The organism is Nocardia sp. NPDC003979 (assembly GCF_053605015.1).
Genome location: NZ_JBSGIJ010000015.1, coordinates 78,559 through 95,830 on the forward strand (window position 1 = coordinate 78,559; position 17,272 = coordinate 95,830).

At 69.6% G+C, this 17,272-nt stretch carries 19 protein-coding genes and 1 other RNA gene; 10 read left to right on the forward strand and 10 right to left on the reverse strand.

Annotation, left to right across the window (positions count from 1 at the left end; genetic code table 11):
• Window positions 1–2: 2 nt before the first annotated feature.
• On the reverse strand, window positions 3–860 hold the full coding sequence (locus tag ACWEVR_RS26035) for an SURF1 family cytochrome oxidase biogenesis protein (RefSeq protein WP_452469093.1): 858 nt from the start codon (window positions 858–860) through the stop codon (window positions 3–5).
• Complete coding sequence (locus ACWEVR_RS26040) at window positions 860–1,363, reverse strand: low molecular weight protein-tyrosine-phosphatase (RefSeq protein ID WP_452469094.1); 504 nt, start codon at window positions 1,361–1,363, stop codon at window positions 860–862. The genes ACWEVR_RS26035 and ACWEVR_RS26040 overlap by 1 nt, the downstream gene beginning before the upstream one ends.
• Before the next feature lie 71 nt (window positions 1,364–1,434).
• Here ACWEVR_RS26040 and ACWEVR_RS26045 point away from each other — a divergent pair, with 71 nt between their 5' ends.
• Together ACWEVR_RS26045 and ACWEVR_RS26050 are read left to right on the forward strand one after the other, a co-directional pair.
• Window positions 1,435–2,679 carry an aminotransferase class I/II-fold pyridoxal phosphate-dependent enzyme gene (locus ACWEVR_RS26045; protein WP_452469131.1) on the forward strand — a complete coding sequence of 415 codons (1,245 nt, stop codon included), beginning with the start codon at window positions 1,435–1,437 and terminating at the stop codon, window positions 2,677–2,679.
• A gap of 162 nt (window positions 2,680–2,841) precedes the next feature.
• Window positions 2,842–3,957: a Nif3-like dinuclear metal center hexameric protein gene (locus ACWEVR_RS26050; RefSeq protein WP_452469095.1), complete on the forward strand. Its 1,116-nt coding sequence runs from the start codon at window positions 2,842–2,844 to the stop codon at window positions 3,955–3,957.
• 1 nt (window position 3,958) lies between these two features.
• Here the strand turns inward: ACWEVR_RS26050 and ACWEVR_RS26055 are convergent, their stop codons facing one another.
• Window positions 3,959–4,237, reverse strand: a complete 279-nt coding sequence (locus ACWEVR_RS26055) for a hypothetical protein (RefSeq protein ID WP_452469096.1) — start codon at window positions 4,235–4,237, stop codon at window positions 3,959–3,961.
• A gap of 73 nt (window positions 4,238–4,310) precedes the next feature.
• Here ACWEVR_RS26055 and ACWEVR_RS26060 point away from each other — a divergent pair, with 73 nt between their 5' ends.
• The 3 genes from ACWEVR_RS26060 to ACWEVR_RS26070 all read left to right on the forward strand — a co-directional run bounded on the left by ACWEVR_RS26060 (window position 4,311) and on the right by ACWEVR_RS26070 (window position 6,996).
• On the forward strand, window positions 4,311–5,048 hold the full coding sequence (locus ACWEVR_RS26060; protein ID WP_452469097.1) for a zinc ribbon domain-containing protein: 738 nt from the start codon (window positions 4,311–4,313) through the stop codon (window positions 5,046–5,048).
• 17 nt (window positions 5,049–5,065) lie between these two features.
• Window positions 5,066–6,193: a bifunctional RNase H/acid phosphatase gene (locus tag ACWEVR_RS26065; RefSeq protein ID WP_452469132.1), complete on the forward strand. Its 1,128-nt coding sequence runs from the start codon at window positions 5,066–5,068 to the stop codon at window positions 6,191–6,193.
• Window positions 6,194–6,291: 98 nt separating this feature from the next.
• A complete protein-coding gene (locus tag ACWEVR_RS26070) occupies window positions 6,292–6,996 on the forward strand; it encodes a S1 family peptidase (protein WP_243749924.1) in 705 nt (234 codons plus the stop codon).
• Window positions 6,997–7,026: 30 nt separating this feature from the next.
• Here ACWEVR_RS26070 and ACWEVR_RS26075 read toward each other — a convergent pair whose 3' ends face one another.
• A complete protein-coding gene (locus ACWEVR_RS26075; RefSeq protein ID WP_452469133.1) occupies window positions 7,027–7,812 on the reverse strand; it encodes an MmyB family transcriptional regulator in 786 nt (261 codons plus the stop codon).
• Between the two features lie 115 nt (window positions 7,813–7,927).
• Between ACWEVR_RS26075 and ACWEVR_RS26080 the strand changes: the two genes are divergently transcribed.
• Window positions 7,928–8,059: a hypothetical protein gene (locus tag ACWEVR_RS26080; protein ID WP_452469098.1), complete on the forward strand. Its 132-nt coding sequence runs from the start codon at window positions 7,928–7,930 to the stop codon at window positions 8,057–8,059.
• A 48-nt stretch (window positions 8,060–8,107) separates the two neighbouring features.
• Here ACWEVR_RS26080 and ACWEVR_RS26085 read toward each other — a convergent pair whose 3' ends face one another.
• The gene (locus ACWEVR_RS26085; protein ID WP_452469099.1) at window positions 8,108–8,995 is read right to left on the reverse strand and encodes an alpha/beta hydrolase; all 888 of its coding nucleotides are present in this window, start codon (window positions 8,993–8,995) and stop codon (window positions 8,108–8,110) included.
• A gap of 36 nt (window positions 8,996–9,031) precedes the next feature.
• On the opposite strand from ACWEVR_RS26085, the gene rnpB reads away from it, so the two are divergent.
• Window positions 9,032–9,441, forward strand: an RNA gene (gene rnpB, locus ACWEVR_RS26090) — RNase P RNA component class A.
• Window positions 9,442–9,502: 61 nt separating this feature from the next.
• Here rnpB and ACWEVR_RS26095 read toward each other — a convergent pair.
• Window positions 9,503–9,865 (reverse strand): hypothetical protein, encoded by a 363-nt coding sequence (locus tag ACWEVR_RS26095; RefSeq protein ID WP_067642205.1) that lies wholly within the window; start codon window positions 9,863–9,865, stop codon window positions 9,503–9,505.
• Between the two features lie 394 nt (window positions 9,866–10,259).
• On the opposite strand from ACWEVR_RS26095, the gene ACWEVR_RS26100 reads away from it, so the two are divergent.
• Window positions 10,260–10,592, forward strand: a complete 333-nt coding sequence (locus ACWEVR_RS26100) for a hypothetical protein (RefSeq protein WP_067487308.1) — start codon at window positions 10,260–10,262, stop codon at window positions 10,590–10,592.
• Window positions 10,593–10,611: 19 nt separating this feature from the next.
• Window positions 10,612–12,069 carry an RNB domain-containing ribonuclease gene (locus tag ACWEVR_RS26105; protein WP_452469100.1) on the forward strand — a complete coding sequence of 486 codons (1,458 nt, stop codon included), beginning with the start codon at window positions 10,612–10,614 and terminating at the stop codon, window positions 12,067–12,069.
• A 187-nt stretch (window positions 12,070–12,256) separates the two neighbouring features.
• Here the strand turns inward: ACWEVR_RS26105 and ACWEVR_RS26110 are convergent, their stop codons facing one another.
• The 4 genes from ACWEVR_RS26110 to panB all read right to left on the reverse strand — a co-directional run bounded on the left by ACWEVR_RS26110 (window position 12,257) and on the right by panB (window position 15,467).
• Window positions 12,257–13,105, reverse strand: a complete 849-nt coding sequence (locus ACWEVR_RS26110; protein ID WP_452469101.1) for a CHAD domain-containing protein — start codon at window positions 13,103–13,105, stop codon at window positions 12,257–12,259.
• 3 nt (window positions 13,106–13,108) lie between these two features.
• Window positions 13,109–14,071: a prolyl aminopeptidase gene (gene pip / locus ACWEVR_RS26115; protein ID WP_452469102.1), complete on the reverse strand. Its 963-nt coding sequence runs from the start codon at window positions 14,069–14,071 to the stop codon at window positions 13,109–13,111.
• Window positions 14,071–14,502 carry a hypothetical protein gene (locus tag ACWEVR_RS26120; protein WP_357151623.1) on the reverse strand — a complete coding sequence of 144 codons (432 nt, stop codon included), beginning with the start codon at window positions 14,500–14,502 and terminating at the stop codon, window positions 14,071–14,073. The genes pip and ACWEVR_RS26120 overlap by 1 nt, the downstream gene beginning before the upstream one ends.
• 107 nt (window positions 14,503–14,609) lie before the next feature.
• Window positions 14,610–15,467 carry a 3-methyl-2-oxobutanoate hydroxymethyltransferase gene (gene panB / locus ACWEVR_RS26125; protein ID WP_357151621.1) on the reverse strand — a complete coding sequence of 286 codons (858 nt, stop codon included), beginning with the start codon at window positions 15,465–15,467 and terminating at the stop codon, window positions 14,610–14,612.
• Window positions 15,468–15,670: 203 nt separating this feature from the next.
• Here panB and ACWEVR_RS26130 point away from each other — a divergent pair, with 203 nt between their 5' ends.
• Window positions 15,671–17,212: an alpha/beta hydrolase gene (locus tag ACWEVR_RS26130; protein WP_452469103.1), complete on the forward strand. Its 1,542-nt coding sequence runs from the start codon at window positions 15,671–15,673 to the stop codon at window positions 17,210–17,212.
• The last annotated feature ends 60 nt before the right edge of the window (window positions 17,213–17,272 follow it).

Sequence of the window (17,272 nt, forward strand, 5' to 3'; positions counted from 1 at the left end):
CGTCAGCGAGTGCGGCCGTACCGATCAGCGAGACGTGCTTCCGTTGTGGTCTCCTGGGAAGTCGAAGCAGGCTGATCGGTCACCTCGGCTCCGACCTCGCCACGCTCACGACGGCGAGCCCGCATTTCGGCGAACACGAAATACCCGAGCCCGAGCGGAGCCATCACACCGAAGGCCAGCCATTGAAGGCCGTAGGAGAGGTAGGGACCCGCATCCAGTTGGGGGAGGGGAACAGGCGTGAACGCCCCCGGCTGCCCCTCGGCAAGCTGAAGATAACCGCCCTTGTCGGTACCGGTAGGAATCGGCGTCAGCGGGATACCGAGAACTGTGGATTCCTGAGTGGTGTCGACCGTGTACACCTGCCGGAACCCGTCCTGCGTGCTCGGCACCTTATCGGGAACGACCCCTTCGGAAGCCCGCACTCGCGCCTCGATCCGCTGCGCCCCGCCCGGCGGCTCGGCAATCGCCGGCGGCCGCGTCCCGTCGACGGCCGCAACCAGACCACGGTCGACGAGCAGAGTGCGACCGTCATCGAGCCGGAACGCGGCGAGAACCGCGTATCCCGGCGCACCGTCGAGGTGGCGCAACCGGACGAGCACCGTCGAATCCGGCAGGAAGGTGCCAGTGGCGATCACCTTACGCCACTCGGTATGCGTACCGGGATCACCGGCGAGGAGGTCGGTAACAGCCACCGGATCGGCCTGCACCGAATCGGCGATCAGCTGATTGCGGTGCTCGGTGCTGCTGTTCTTGTTCAGCTGCCACGGCGCGAGGATCGTGAAACACAGGTAGGCGAACGCGACGACGACGAGCGCGAGGATCAACCAGCTCGGGCGCAGCAGAAAGGTGAGTTTGCGCATCAGCGTCGCGCGGCGGCCGGGTCGCGGGCCTCGAGTTCGGCCCGCACCCAGTCGAGCAGGCCGGGGACAGCGGCCTCGATCTGGTCGCGGACCAGGTCGAAGTCGGTCTGGTCGCCGTAGTACGGGTCGGGCACGTCGACACCGTCCGCGGCGGGGTCGAAGCTGCGGAGCAGTCTGCGCTGTTCGGTGGGGACGCCTCGGTGGGCGAGTTCCCGGTCGTGGCTGGTGTCGAGCACCACGATCAGGTCGGCGTCGCGATGCTCGTCGCCGAAGGTGGCGGCGATGTGTTCGGCGGCGTAACCGGCGCGGCGCAGGGTGGCGGCGGTACGCGGGTCGGCCGGGTCACCGACGTGCCACGATCCGGTGCCCGCGCTGCTCACCCGCACCCGGTTCGCCAGACCGGCACGGTACAGATGCGCTTCGAACATCTTCGCCGCCATCGGCGACCGGCAGATGTTCCCTGTGCAGACGAAGGTCACGTGCAGCTCTCCCACGGCACCCATTGTCGCCGGTAGGGCCGTGGCGGTGCCACGTAGGGTGTTCAGTTGTGTTCGAGGACTCGGTCGACCCCGCGATGCTGCGCCACCACGGCGACGTGGAAGCGCGCCCGGGCATGCTCGATTTCGCCGTGAACGTCCAGGGCACCGCCCCACCCGCCTGGCTGCGCGACCGCCTCACCGCCCGCCTCACCGACCTGGGCCGCTACCCGGACGCAGCCGAGGAACTCGCCGCCCGCACGGCCGTCGCCGCCCGCCACGGGCGTACCCCCGACGAAGTCCTGCTGCTGGCAGGCGCCGCCGAAGGCTTCGCGATGCTGCCCCGCCTGCGCCCTCGCCTCGCCGCCGTCATCCACCCGTCCTTCACCGAGCCGGAACTGGCGTTGCGTGAGGCAGGCATCCCGGTGACCCGCGTCGTCCTCGAACGCCCGTACACCCTCGACCCCGCCCGGGTACCGGAAGAAGCCGACCTGGTCGTCCTCGGCAACCCCACCAACCCCACCTCGATCCTGCACCCCGCCGAAACCATCCAGGCCCTGCGCCGCCCCGGCCGCATCGTCGTCGTAGACGAAGCCTTCGCCGACGCGGTCGGCTACCTCCGAGCGTCGGCGGGTTCGTCGACTGCACGACCCGAGGCCGGTGGCGCTGCGACCCAGCGTGTAGAGGCCGGTGGCGCTGCGGCCCACCGTGGGGATGCCGGTGGCGCTGCGGCCGACCGTGGGGATGCCGGTGGTGCTGCGGCCGACCGTGGGGATGCCGGTGGTGCTGCGCCCCTAAGTGCGGATGCCGACGCTGTCCCCGGTGCGGTACGTCCGAAGGGCATCGGTGGCGAACTCGAGTCGCTGGCCGGGCTGAGCGCACCGGACGTTCTGGTGCTGCGCAGTCTCACCAAGACGTGGGCGCTGGCCGGTCTGCGCTGCGGATATGTACTCGGTGCTCCCGAGGTGCTGGCCCGGTTGACCGCGGGTCGCCCGCACTGGCCGCTCGGCACACTGCAGCTCGAGGCGATCCGCGCCACCGCCGAACCCGCCGCCGTCGCCGAATCCCAGCACCTCGCCCAGCGCATCGCCGCCGACCGTGACGCCATGATCGACCGTCTCACCGCGCTCGGTATCGACGTGCACACCCCGGCCACCGGCCCGTTCCTGCTCCTGCGCGTCACGGACGGCGCCCTGGTCCGCAAGCATCTCGCCGACCGTGGCATCGCCGTCCGCCGAGCCGACACCTTCCCGGGTCTCGGCCCCGACTATTTGCGCGTCGCCGTGCGCGGCCGCGCCGAGGTGGATCAGTTGATCGACGGGTTGCGGGCCGCGCTGTGGTGATGCCGATTCCTCGCGGGGGTCTTATGCGATCAAGAGGCCGGGCGGGCGGTCGATGGCCGGAACGTGCCGTAGCCCACGATGAAATATGCGGTGGCCCGAAATGATACGAGTGGCGAACCTACCCACTACGGGGACGGTTCCAGTGGAGCGAAGGAGGCAGCGGTGACCGACCTGGCCGAACTGATCGGGGTGCTCGACGCGGCGTACCCACCGAAACTGGCCGAATCGTGGGATTCGGTCGGCCTGGTGTGTGGTGATCCGGCGCAAGAGGTTTCGAAGGTGCTGTTCGCCGTAGACGCCACCGCCGCCGTCGTCGACGAGGCGATCGCTTGGGGCGCACAGGCTTTGGTCGTACACCACCCGCTGCTGTTGCGCGGCGTCGACACCGTGGCCGCGAATACACCGAAAGGCGCTCTGCTGCACCGGTTGATCCGCTCGGACTGCGCACTGTTCTCCGCGCACACCAATGCCGATTCCGCCGAGCCCGGCGTCTCCGACGCGCTCGCCGCCGCGGTCGGCCTCACCGTCACGGGCCCGCTCGACCCCAAACCGGTTGCCCCGATGGACAAGTGGGTCATCCAGGTGCCGCAGACGCACACCGCCGCTTTGATGTCGGCACTGTTCGCGGCCGGTGCGGGCGCGATCGGCGACTACCGCGAGGCGGCCTGGTACACCGCTGGTACCGGCCAGTTCCTGCCGGTCGACGGCGCGAACCCGGCCATCGGCGCCGTCGGAACCGTCGAGACCGTCACCGAGGACGCGGTCGAGGTGGTCGCGGCGCCGTCCGCGCGCACCGCTGTCCTTACGGCCCTGCGCGCCGCCCACCCCTACGAGGAACCGGCCTATCACGTCACCGAACGCGCACCCCTGCCGTCGTCCCTCGGCATCGGCCGCATCGGTGAACTCGCCGAACCCGAGACACTGCGCGAGTTCACCGCCCGCGTAGGCAACGGTCTACCGCGCACCGTCTGGGGCGTGCGAGCCGCGGGCGACCCGGACCGGACGATCGAGCGGGTAGCGGTCTGCGGTGGTGCCGGCGACTCCTACCTCGACGCCGCCATCCGCGCGGGCGTCGACGCCTACCTCACCTCCGACCTGCGCCACCACCCCGTCGACGAACACCTCCGCCGAGGCGGCCCCGCCCTCATCGACGCCGCCCACTGGGCCACCGAATTCCCATGGTGTGCCCAGGCCGAATCCGTCGTCACGCGCGCGCTGCCCGCCCTCACCACCCGCGTGTCGACCCTCCGCACGGATCCGTGGACGGTCACCGGCTGAGTCACCGCACCCGCTGCCCCCACGCGGCCACGAAATCCGGGACGGTCAACCGGCTCCCGTCCGGCGCCGGCTCGGCCTCGAGGTATCGCTCGTCCTTCACGAAAACCGCCTGCCCCGCGAACAACGCGAGCGAAAGGATCACCAGCGCGGAGATGACACAGGTCAGGAACGCGAACGCCGACGCATGGATCGTCAGCAACGCGATGCCGATCATCAGGGAGGTCGGGGCAAGACCGAAGTAGATGACGTTCGGTTCCGCTCGGTCGCGGAACCGGGTCATGGCGTGTTCGCCTCGTGCGGCGCGGTACGGTTGATCGATCCATCCGTCCACCGTGTTCAGGAGTTCGTGCCCGTTGAATGTCGAACCGTCGGTCCAGTCCAAGCTGTTGCAGCTCGCCGCTGTCGATGCCGAGCTGACGCGGATCGCGCACCGGCGCACCGCGCTGCCCGAGCAGCAGGAGGTCGCGCGGCTGGCGGCCGAACGCAACGGCTACAAGGACGCCGCGGTCGCGGTCGAGATCGGCATCGACGACCTGGATCGCGACATCCGCAAACTCGAGGGTGAGGTCGAGGCGGTGCGCAAGCGCGAGGACCGCGACCGCGCCATGCTCACCTCGGGCTCCGTCGCCGCCAAACAGCTCTCCGAACTCCAGCACGAACTGGGCAGCCTGGAACGCCGTCGCACCGTCCTCGAGGACGAACTGCTGACCGTGATGGAGCAGCGCGAGGCGATGGCCGCCGACCACGACCACGCCGGTGCCCGGCTCAGCAAGGCCGACCAGGACCTCGCCGACGCCGAACGCCTGCGCGACGAGGCGATGGCCGACCTGGAGGTCGCGCAGCAACGGTGCGAGAACGACCGCGCCGCCCTGATCGGCCTGTTCCCCGGCGAACTGCTCGCCGTCTACGACAAGCAGCGCGCCGCCCACGGTGTCGGCGCAGCCCTACTGCAGGCCCGCCGCTGCGGCGCGTGCCGCATCGAGATCGACCGCGGTGAGATGCAGCGCATCGCCAAGGCCGAACCCGACGCGGTGGTCCGCTGCCCCGAATGCGGCGCGATCATGGTGCGCACCAAGGAATCCGGACTGTGAGCGCTGGGCCGGTTGGTGTGCGTGAGGTGATCGTCGAAGCCGACGGCGGCTCACGCGGCAATCCCGGCCCGGCCGGCTACGGCGCGGTGGTCTTCGCCGACGACCATGTGCGCGTGCTGGCCGAACGCAAGGAATACGTCGGCGTCACCACCAACAATGTGGCCGAATACCGTGGGTTGATCGCGGGTCTGGAAGCCGCGACCGAACTCGGTGCGCGGGTGGTGACGGTGCGCATGGACTCCAAGCTCGTCGTCGAACAGATGTCGGGCCGCTGGAAGATCAAGCACGCCTCCATGATTCCGCTCGCCGAACAGGCACGTCGGCTCGTCGCCGGTTTCGACCGGGTGAGTTTCACCTGGATCCCACGCGCCGAGAACTCCCACGCCGACCGGCTGGCGAACGAAGCGATGGACGATGGCGCCCTCGTCGGCACCGTCCGCGAATCGCTCGCCGCGGGCTACACGCCGGGAGATCAGGTAGCCCCCGGCGCGGCGGCCCCCACCACCTATTCCCCGGGGTGGACCGGCGCCATCGGCCGCCCCACCCGCCTACTCCTGCTGCGCCACGGCCAAACCGAGCTGTCGGTGCAACGCCGCTACTCCGGCCGCGGTAACCCGCCCCTCACCGACCTCGGCCGCGAGCAGGCCGACCGCGCCGCGAAAATGCTTGCCGCCAAAGGTGATATCGCCGCCGTCGTGAGCTCACCCTTGCAGCGGGCGCGGTCCACCGCCGAGGCCGCCGCCACCGCACTCGATGTGCCCCTGCGCATTCTCGACGGCCTCATCGAAACCGATTTCGGCCAGTGGGAAGGACTCACCTTCGCCGAAGCGGCACAGCGCGATCCGGCGCTGCACGCGGACTGGCTGGGCGACCCGTCGATCCCCGCGCCCGGTGGCGAGAGCTTCGACCAGGTGCGCGAACGGATCGAGGGTGTGCGCCGCGACCTGGTGGCGCTGTATCCCGGCGAGAACGTCGTCGTGGTCAGTCATGTCACCCCCATCAAGACCTTGCTGCAGCTGGCGCTCGGGGTCGGCCCGTCGCTGCTCTACCGGTTGCATCTGGACCTGGCGTCGCTGTGTGTCGCCGAGTTCTATCCCGACGGTGGCGCTTCGGTGCGCCTGGTCAACGACACTTCCTATCTCTGAGGTGGCCCCGTGTCACCCGGGCGCGGTACGGTCGCCCGGGTTCGCGATGCGCGTCACGTCGACGCATAGCCGGTCGCGGCCGTGGAGAAAGGTACTTGATGAAGTTTCTACGGATGGCGGCGTTCGCGGCGGCCATCGCGGGGGCGCTCACCACGTCTGCCGGTGTAGGCAGCGTTTCGGCTGATCCGAGCGTGGTGCTCGGTGCCGGTTCGGGCATCGTCTTCGACAACAACTCCGGCTGCTCGCTCACGGCCATCGGCCACGACAACGCGGGCCGGCTGGTCGGTCTCACCGCCGGGCACTGCGCGTCGACCGGTGCCAAGGTCGGCGCGGAGCAGGCGCTGCACGCCGGCGTGATCGGTACCGTCGCCTTCTCCGACGACGGTGACTACCTGGATTTCGCTGTGCTGCAACTGGATGCGTCCAAGGTGGTGCCCACGCGCACGATCGGCCAGACCACCGTGGCGGGCCTGGGCCCCGCGCCTGCGCCTGGCTCCACCGTGTGCTCCGACGGGCGCACCAGCGGCCGCAGCTGCGGTGTGGTGTGGGGTGAGCTCGAGGGCAACTCGATCAACCAGTACTGCTCGCAGCCGGGCGATTCCGGTGGTCCGGTCGTTGTCGGTGACCGGCTCGTCGGCATGAACCAGGGCAGGCTCACCGGCCTCGGCCCGGTGGACTTCGACGTGCCGTGCACCAACGGCGCCAATCCGATCCACTCGCCCGCCTACTTCCAGCCGATCGAGGTGATCCTCGACGTGGTGAACCGCGCGGGTGGGGTCGGCGCGGGCTTCCAGCCGATCTGACCACCGCACGAAACACTCAGGGGCGCAGCATCATCGCGATGCTGCGCCCTGTTTCATGACGGCGGCGGTGAAGTCGTCGAGCGGGTAGAAGAACTCGACGGCCAGCTCCGACAGGGTCACGTCGGCCGGTGCGCCGAAGGTGGCCATGGTGGAGAACATCGACAGCGTGCCCGCCGGGCTGGTGATGCGGATCGGCACCTGGAACGGGCCCGTCGGTTCGGGTCTGCCCGGCGAATCCCGCGGCGCCACATAGTCGTTCACCTCGTCGTAGAGCGCGCGCAGTCGTGCGTCGCCGGTCGACTCGGCCTGACGCAGCAGACGTTCGAGAAACAGCTCCCTGACCTGATGCAGGTTCTCCAAGCGCCCGGCCAGACCGTCGGGGTGCAGCACCAGGCGGTAGACATTGGGCCGGGGGAGCAGCAGGTGCTCGGGTACTCCGCTCATCAGCAGTGGCATGGCCGCATTGCCCGCCACCACATCCCACCACCGGTCCACGACCACCGCCGGATACGGTTCGTGCGCGCGCAGCATGGTGTCGATCGCGGTTCGCGCGGCCGCGAGTTCGGCGTCATCGAGCCGCGACTCCCGGTAGGCGGGGGCGAACCCGGCCGCCAGCAACAACGTATTCCGTTCCCGCAGCGGCACTTCCAGCGCCTCGCACAATCGGAGCACCATCGCCCGGCTCGGCTGCGATCGCCCCGTCTCCACATACGACAGGTGCCGTGCCGAAGTATCGGCCACCAATGCCAGATCGAGCTGACTCAGCTTGCGCCGCTGCCGCCACTCCCGCACCAGCGAACCGATCCGCGCCCCCATCACCACCCGACCCTATCCACCCCGCCGACAGCGCCACCATGACCTCCGAGGTCATTGCGGCGATGACCACCACCTGCGCACTGTTGTTCTGCGACCAAGGAACAGGAGCACAACGATGACCACGATCACCGCCGCGGGCATCCTCGACCTCACCGGCCTCGGCATCGCCTTCTTCGCCACCGGTGCGGCCCTGGTGGCAATCTTCGCCGCCCTCGAATACGCGGGCCTGCGGCAGGCCACCCGATGAGCCACCCCTATGCCGTCCTGCTCGGCGCGCGGACGGCTGACCGCCTGATCAGGGGCGCAGGATCGACACCAGGAAGTCGGTCTGGTCGCGCACGACCTGTTCGAAGACGTCGTCGAAGTACACGTCGAAGTGGCCGACCGGGTATTCCTTGACCACCGCGTGTTTGGTGCGTGCGGCGGCCTTGCGGGTGGGGCCGGACGGTGCGACGGAATCGTTCTCGGCGATCGTGTACAGCACGGGGACCTTCAGCGCCTTGGCGCGTCGGCCGGGGGCGTCGAACAGGGTGGAGAAAGCCACGCGCGCACCCACTTTGGGATCGTAGGTCGGGCTCTCCTCGGCGAGCCTGCCGAAGCCCTCGGGCACATCGGAGGCACTCATCAGGGCGGCGGCGCGTTTGCGGCCTGCCAGGCGGATGCGAATCGGCTTGCGGCGCAACGGGCCGAACAGCAGATCGGTCACGGCGACGGTCGCCACCTTGGTCAGGCTGATCGGTCCCTTGGCCCGCGCCGACGCCCAGCCACTGGTGAACGGCACCTGGGCGACCACGGCCGCCAGATAGTCGTCGTCGGGAGCGACGGAGAGCACGTGTCCGCCACCGAAGGACGTGCCCCACAACGCGATCCGGGTGGCGTCGAAGCCGCGGATGCTGCGCGCGTAGGCGATCGCGGCCTTCCAGTCCTGGCGCTGCCTGGCGATATTGAGCACCTGGCGGGGCGCACCCTCACTGGCGCCGAAATGCCGATAGTCGAAGGCCAGCACCCCCATTCCCGCCGCGACGAACCGTCGCGCATACCGATCCAACCCCATCTCGCGGGTCGCCCCCAGCCCGTGTCCCATGATCACCAGCGGACGCGGCCTCGGCGCACCATCGGGGAGGTAGAGCCATGCGGCGCATTGCTGGTCACCCGATGGGAAACTGACGTCGACACGTTCCATGACTGACAACCGTACCGAGTACCATGGCGGAGCGGACGAGTCGGCCGGGCGACCGCGGTGACGGGAACGGGCACATCGGTGTCGCCGCCCGCCACCGAGGAAAGTCCGGACTCCACAGAGCAGGGCGGTTGTTAACGGCAACCCGGGGTGACCCGCGGGACAGTGCCACAGAAAACAAACCGCCGCACGCCCAACGTGCGGTAAGGGTGAAACGGTGCGGTAAGAGCGCACCAGCGCCCCGGGTGACCGGGGCGGCTAGGTAAACCCCGCCCGGAGCAAGGTCGAAGGCCGCACCGGCGACGGTGCGGCTGCGCAGGTGTTCGAGGGCTGCTCGCCCGAGCCTGCGGGTGGACCGCTCGAGGCACCCGGCGACGGTGTGTCCAGATGGATGGTCGCCCCCCGGCGCGAGCCGGGGACAGGATCCGGCTTACAGGCCGGCTCGCCCGCCCAGGAAACGACGAAGGCGGCGGTCCCGCACGGGACCGCCGCCTCGTCTGTCCGGGGGACTCAGCACATCAGCTTGGCCATGTCGTAGACCGCGCGCGCTTCCTGCTCTGTGGCCGAGACGGAGCCGTTGGTCGAGCTCTTGACGATGCCGGCGATGGTGTCGGCCTCGGACTTGCCCGCCTTGATGTCGGAGCACGTCTGGTTGAGCACCCCGCTCACCGCTAGGTCGTCACGGCCTGCGGCCAGCTTCGGGAAAGCGTTGCGATAGCTCACCACGAACATGCCGGCCTTGCCGGGATCGACCTGAACGGCCGGGGTGGTGGTTGCGGGGGCTGCGGCGGTGGACGAGTCCTCGCCGCAACCGGTCAGAAGCAGGGCGAAGACGGCGGTGCCTGCCGCGAGGGCGGCGGTAGTTCTACTCACGCAGCGGGATGCTAGCGGCCCAGGAAACAAGGCGCCTCCCGTCAGGTTAACGGGAGGCGACATGTTGATTCGTGAGGCGGTGAGTCAGGCGGGGTTGATCATCAGCACCTGGGCCCAGTAGGTGGCCTGGTCAGGCCCGAGGATCGGCAACAGGTAATCGTAAATCAGCGACGACATACGCTCGGAACTCCCATTTATCGACGTGGGTGCAACACTTTCCGGCTTGTGCCGGGTGTGCCGCCGCCACAGTAACAATTCGTGCGAGACGCGCGACGGGGCGGTGAATATGCGCGGGAACTCGTCGGGAACGTGAGCGAGGTCATAGAGTGTTGCCCGTCGGCAGGGCCCGTTGTGCGGGCTCAACACATCGATCGCGGAAGCAGGTCACATTTCCATGCGGGTAGTTCGTTCCATTGTCGCCGGTGCATTGATCGCCGGAGCCGCCGCGGTGCTCACCTCGATGGGTGCCGGTTCGGCGGGTGCGGTCGCGGTGACCCCGCTGCCCGGCGGGGTCCAGGTCGACCTGAGCCCGGCCGATACCGCCTGGGTGCACCAGAACAAGTTCGGCCGGACCGTCGCCGGTCTGCCGCATCCGTCGGCGGCCTCGTTCGGTCAGGCGCTCGACGCGGCGGCCGCCGTGTCGTCGTCGGTGCCGGGTGGCCGGGTCACCTTCACCGTGTACGGCCCGTTCGATCAGCTCAACGGCACCATGCTGGCACTGCAGTAGAACTCGCTACGCTGCCAGGATGGAACTCCATCAACGGATCGTCTCGGCGCCGGTCGATTTCGGCGCCATCCGTTCCGAATTCGGACTGGCCTCGGACTATCCGGCCGAGGCTGTCTCCGAGGCCCGCGACGCGGTCGACGCGTTCGCGGGCACCCGGGTGGACCGCACCGACCTCGAGCTGGTGACCATCGACCCACCCAGCGCCATGGATCTGGACCAGGCACTGCACCTCGAACGCACCGCGACCGGTTTCACCCTGCACTACGCCATCGCCGATCTCGGCGCGGTGATCGTGCCCGGCGGTGCCCTCGCCCGCGAATCCGAATCACGCGGCCAGACCTTCTATCTCCCCGACGGCACCGTACCGCTGCATCCGCCCGTGCTGTCGGAGGGGACCGCGAGCCTGCTGCCCGGTGTCGACCGGCCCGTCGCGCTGTGGACCGTCGAACTCGACAACGACGCCGCGCCCCTTCGCTTTTCGGTCGAGCGCGCCCTGGTGCGCTCCCGGGAACGCTTCGACTACCAGCAGGTCCAGGCCGCCGCCGACGCCGGGACGCTGCACCCCTCGCTGGCCGCGCTGCCCGAATTCGGGCGGCTGCGGATCGAGGCCGGTCTCGAGCGTGGCGCGATCTCGCTGCGCCTGCCTGCCCAGGACGTGGTGCGCCACGGCGACAACTGGCGCCTCGACCTGGAACCGCGCACCGCCGCCGACGACTGGAACGAGCAGGTCTCCCTGCTCACCGGTATGTGCGCGGCGCGAATCATGCTCGACCACAAGGGCACCCGGGTCGGCCTGCTGCGCACGATGCCGCCGCCGCCCGACACCGCCGTCGCCTCGATGCGTCGCACCGCCGCCGCCCTCGACATCGCCTGGCCCGACGACCTGCCGGTCGGCCGCATGCTGGCAGCACTCGACCCCAACACTCCGGCCGGGCTGGTCCTGATGTCGGAGGCGACCACCCTGCTGCGCGGCGCCGGCTACACCCTGCTCGCCGACCTCGACGACCCCACTCCCGACCAGCTGACGCACAGCGCCATCGGCGCCCCCTACGCCCACGTCACCGCCCCGCTGCGCCGCCTGGCCGACCGCTTCACCACCGAGATCTGCCTGGCGCACTGCGCGGGCACCGAGGTACCGCAGTGGGTGCTCGACGGCCTGGCGCCCGCCGCGGAAACACTGCGCCGCACCGATTCGCTCGCCAACAAGGTCGACCGCGCGTGCGTCGACCTCACCGAGGCCACCATCCTCGGCCCCCGCGTCGGCACCGACTTCGCCGCCCTGGTCCTGCGCGAGGCCAACGGTTCCCGCGACGCGGAGATCTTCGTCGCCGAACCCCCGATCCTGGCGCGCTGCGCGGGCAAGCCACCGGAAGGCGAACGGGTCTCCGTGCGCCTGCGCACCGCCGATCCCGCGACGAGAACCATCGAATTCGCCTATACCGCCGACCGAAACGGCGAGCCCGCCCACATCGGGTGAACCCGGCGCGCGTCGGTGTCGGCGCGCTCCCAAGGTTCGAACCCCGCCGCGAGCGACGTGACATCGATTCTGTTCGGCATGGGCGGCCGCAACGGTGTCGTGAGTGACGGCTCGGCTGCGGTGGTCACTCGACGCCGTGCGGGGCGAGTGCCGGTGAGGTCGTCGGGCGGCCGCGTCCGCCCGACGATCAGTCGGTCGAGATGAACGCAGCAGCAGCGGGATAACCCGCGATCGCCCGGCCCGCCGCGGCTTCCTCGGTGTCGGCGAGGAGTTCGTAGACCGTGGCGTCGGTGGCATCGGAGGCGGCGGCGAGGATGGCTTCGCGGGATTCCACGGCGTCGCGGTGGTCGCCCAGGACCGATTGCAGGCGTTTGGCACGCGTGCCGAGGTCGGTGGCGTCGGTGCCGAGAACCTCGCCCGCCGCTTCGCAGGAATAACGTAAACGCTTGGCGCCCTTGCGGATGTCGTGCAGCAGTTCCACCCGGTCGGCGGGGGTGGCGGTCGGCTCGGCGAAGACCAGTTTGCGCAGGCGTTTGCGGTCGCGGCCGAGCACGCGCGCGAACACGTCGTCCGCGTCGTCACCGGCGAGGGAATCGTCGAGCGGGGGATCGGTGCGCCATGTGGTGAGCACCTCGCGCAGGGCCGCGTACCGCTTGCCGTCGAGAGCGGTGAGGATCTCCTCATGGGCCTGGGCGTAGGCGTCGTCGGCGGCGCCGACGAGGCGGCGGGTGACCTCGACGGGCACCTCGCCGAACCCGTCGAGCAGTTTCGCGAACCGCTCACCCCGGACCTCCGCGTCGCGGGCGACCCCGAGCAGTTCCGCGAGCCACTTCAGCTCCGTCACCGTCTCGGCGGCGGCGTCGCTGTCGAAAAGCTTGCGGTAGGAACGCAATACGCTGCGCAACCGGCGCGTGGCCACCCGCATCTGGTGCACGGAGTCCTCGGCGTCGGCGCGGACATCGGGTTCGGCGGCGAGCAGCCGGTCGATGTCCTCGCGCAGTGCCGCGACGACGGCGGGTCCGGCTTCGATCGCCATGGGTCAGCCTCGCTTCCCGAACAGGTCGGTCGCCTCGACCAGGTGGTGGGTGATGCCGGGCTCGTGCGCGGTGTGTGCGGCGTCCTCGACGATGTGCAGGGTGGAGCCGGGCCAGGCGTTGTGCAGTTCCCAGGCGCTCACCGCGGGGCACACCACGTCGTGGCGGCCCTGCACGATCACTCCGGGGATGTCGGCGATCCGATGGATGTCACGCAGCAACTGTCCCTCGTCGAGGAATCCGCCGTGCCGGAAATAGTGGTTTTCGATGCGGGCGAAGGCGAGCGCGAAGCGTGGCTCACCGGTCTCGGCGACCCGATCCGGGTGCGGCAGTAGCGAACTCGTGGCGCCTTCCCATGTCGACCAGGCGACGGCGGCGCCGAGCGCGATCTCCGGATCCGGCGAATGCAGCAGCCGGTGATACACCTCGACGAGGTCGTCCCCGCGCTCCTCGGGCGGCACCGGTGCCAGGAACTTCGCCCATTCGGCGGGGTAGATGTTGCCCGCCGCGCCGTTGTAGTACCAGTCGATCTCCTTGCGCCGCAACAGGAAGATGCCACGCAACACCAGTTCGGTGACCCGCTCCGGATGCGCCTGGGCATAGGCGAGGCCGAGGGTGGAACCCCACGACCCGCCGAACACCTGCCAGCGTTCGACACCGAAGTGCTCGCGCAGTGCCTCCATGTCGGCGATCAGGTGCGGTGTGGTGTTGAACTCGAGGCTCGCCCCGTCGGCGATGTGCGGCACCGACTTTCCGCACCCGCGCTGATCGAACAACACGATCCGGTACACCGCCGGATCGAAGAACCGGCGTTGCAGCGGACCGGTGCCGCCGCCGGGTCCGCCGTGCACGAACACCACCGGCTTGCCATCGGGATTGCCGCTGACCTCCCAGTACACCGACTGGCCGTCGCCGACATCGAGAAGACCTTTGTCGAACGGTTCGATCTCGGGGTACAGAGTGCGCATCAGAACGCCAATCCCGCGGCGAGGTTCGGCAGGTCGAGTGCGGTGAGCGTTTCGGTGCGCACATCGGGGCAGGCCTCGGTCGTCACCCGGTCGATCATCGCCTTGTCGGCCAGCACGTGCCCGTTGATGCCGCCGTTGCGCAGCGCCCACTCGTGCACCATCGTGTTCAGCGCGAGCCGGCCGAGCGTCGGGCCCTGCACCCGGAAGTTCGACAGCTCAGGGCGGATCATGTCGCACAACTGGTTCGCCGAGGAGTCGCTGATCTCCAGCGTGGTGCTCGGCGTCGCGGTCTTGGTGGTGGTGGCGCCGGCGGTCGTGGTCGTGGCGGACCCGCTCGGGGTGACTTCTGCACCGCCACAGGCCGTCAGGGTCACGGCGGCGAGGACACCGGTGACAACGAGCCCGGGACTGGTCTTCCATCGGCGATGCATGCGTAAGTACCTCTTCGAGTCGGCTGTTTCGACTCCGAGTCTGCCATCTCGCCGTCCGCCGCGCCGCTGCCCGACCCCGCCGGGTGACGGGGTCGGATGCGTGCGGATCAGAAGCTGTGTTCGGGTCCCGGGAAGGTGCCCTGACGCACCTCGTCGGCGTAAGCCGCTGCGGCGGAACGCAATTCGTCGCCCACATTGCCGAACCGCTTCACGAACTTGGCGGTCTTGCCGCTGGTGTATCCGGCCATGTCCTGCCAGACCAGCACCTGGGCATCGCAATCGGCACCGGCGCCGATCCCGACGGTCGGGATGGTCAGCTTGCGGGTGACCTGCCCGGCCAGCTCGGCGGGGACCATCTCCATCACCACGGAGAAGGCACCGGCCTCCTGCACGGCGATGGCGTCGGCGACGAGCTGCTCGGCACCGTCGCCGCGGCCCTGCACCCGGAAACCGCCGAGCGTGTTCACGCTCTGCGGGGTGAAACCGATGTGGGCCATCACGGGAATGCCCGCGGCGGTGATGAGCGCGATCTGCTCGGCGACCCGCTCGCCGCCCTCCAGCTTCACCGCGTGCGCACCGCCCTCCTTCATGAAGCGGGTGGCGGTGGCCAGCGCCTGCTGGGGTGAGGACTCGTAGGTGCCGAACGGCAGGTCGGCGACCACCAGGGCGTTCGGGGCACCGCGCACCACGCCACGGACCAGCGGGATCAGCTCGTCCACGGTGATCGGCACGGTGGTGTCGTAGCCGTACACGACGTTGGCGGCGGAATCGCCGACCAGCAGGACAGGGATGCCCGCCTCTTCGAACAGGCGGGCCGAGGAGTAGTCGTAGGCGGTCAGCATCGACCAGCGCTCACCCTCGGCCTTCATCTGCTGCAGATGCTGGACGCGGGTCTTGCGGCGAGGCTTGGGGGTGGTAGCGGGAGCGGCACCGTAGGCAGGGCTCTGCTCATCGGATACGGACATCATCGTCCCTACTTTCGTCTGGTTCCTCGAGGCCCGTAGCGGGTCCCCGGGTTTTTCTGACGCATCCAGTGTGCCACCTCGCCCCGAACCGTTTTAAGGGCGTGGCCGGTGGGATCGGTCACACCCGCGCTTCGGTTACCGTGATGGCGAGCCCGTTCGGGTGCGTCGTGTTGCGCCGCCCGGCGCGGAAAGGTTGGCCAACTGTGCAGCGAAGCAGGCTCGTCGTTGTTCTCGGCGCGATCTGCGCGCTGGTCGCCACCGGATGCGGAACCGGCAGCGACAGCGCCACCCCGCCCACTCCGCTGCCGCCGTCACCCCCCGGCCTGAACAATTTCTACGAACAGCGCATCGACTGGGGTTCCTGCGAGGAGTTCGGCAGCCCGGAGGAACGGCTGCCGCCGAGCACCCAGTGCGCGCGCGTCACCGTGCCGATCGATTACGCCCGGCCCGACGGCCCGACCGCCCAGATCGCCCTGTCGCGCATCCCGGCCAGGGGAGACAAGATCGGGTCGCTGCTGATGAACCCGGGCGGCCCAGGCGTCTCCGGGCTGTCGATGGTCACCGTCGGACACCGCACCGAGCTGGCCGAACGATTCGATCGCATCGGGTTCGATCCGCGCGGCGTCGGCTCGTCGCTGCCCGCGATCGTCTGCCTGACCCCGCCCGAAGCCGATGCCGAGCGCGCCGAACCACCCACCGACAACACCCCCGCGGGCATCGCCGAGGCCGAAGCCGAGAACCGCGAATACGCCGGTCGTTGCGCCGAGCGCTCGGGCCTCGATCTGCTCGGCCATGTCGGCACCCGCGAAGTCGTCCAGGACATGGACGTGCTGCGCTCCGCCCTCGGTGACGCGAAACTGACCTACCTCGGCTACTCCTACGGCACCCGCCTCGGCGCCGCCTACGCCGAGAAGTACCCGCAGAACGTGCGCGCGATGGTCCTCGACGGCGCCGTCGACTCCTCCCAGGAGCCGGTGCAGGAATCGCTGCGCCAGGCGGCCGGCTTCCAAGGCGTGTTCGACGCCTACGCCGCCGACTGCGCCCAAAGCGCCGACTGCCCGCTCGGCACCGACCCCGCCGGCGCCGTCGCCCGCTTCCGGCAACTCGTCGACCCGCTGCAAGCCGCCCCGGCCCGCACCGAGGATCCGCGCGGCCTGAGCTACAACGACGCCATCACCGGTGTCCAGCAGGCCCTCTACAGCGACGAGATGTGGCCCCTGCTCACCCGCGGCCTCACCGAGCTGCAGGGCGGCACGGGGGACACCCTGCTGCAACTGGCCGACCTCTACGACGGCCGCCGGGCCGACGGCACCTACGCCAACACCCAGGACGCGTTCAACGCCATCCGCTGCGTCGACGACCCGCGCATCACCGACCCCGCGGTCGTGGCCCGTCAGGACGCCGAATACCGCAGGGCCGCACCCTTTCTCGACGACGGCAAGGGTACCGGCGCCGCTCCGCTGGAACTGTGCGCGTCCTGGCCGGTGCCGAACACGAGCGAACCGCACCGGGTATCGGCGCCCGGCGTCGCGAAGATCGTGGTCGTCTCCACCACCGAGGACCCGGCCACCCCGTACCAGGCCGGTGTCGACCTGGCCGAGCAACTCGGCGCCGCGCTCGTCACCTTCCGGGGCAACCGGCACACCGCCGCCCTCGTCGCCGGTGACCGATGCCTCGACGACGCCGTCATCGCCTACCTCACCGAACTCGCCACGCCCGCGCCCGGACTCACCTGCGGCGGGTGAGAGACCGCGCACACCGCCCGGTCACGCCAGGTGAGAAGTGCGGACGATGTGACGTGATAG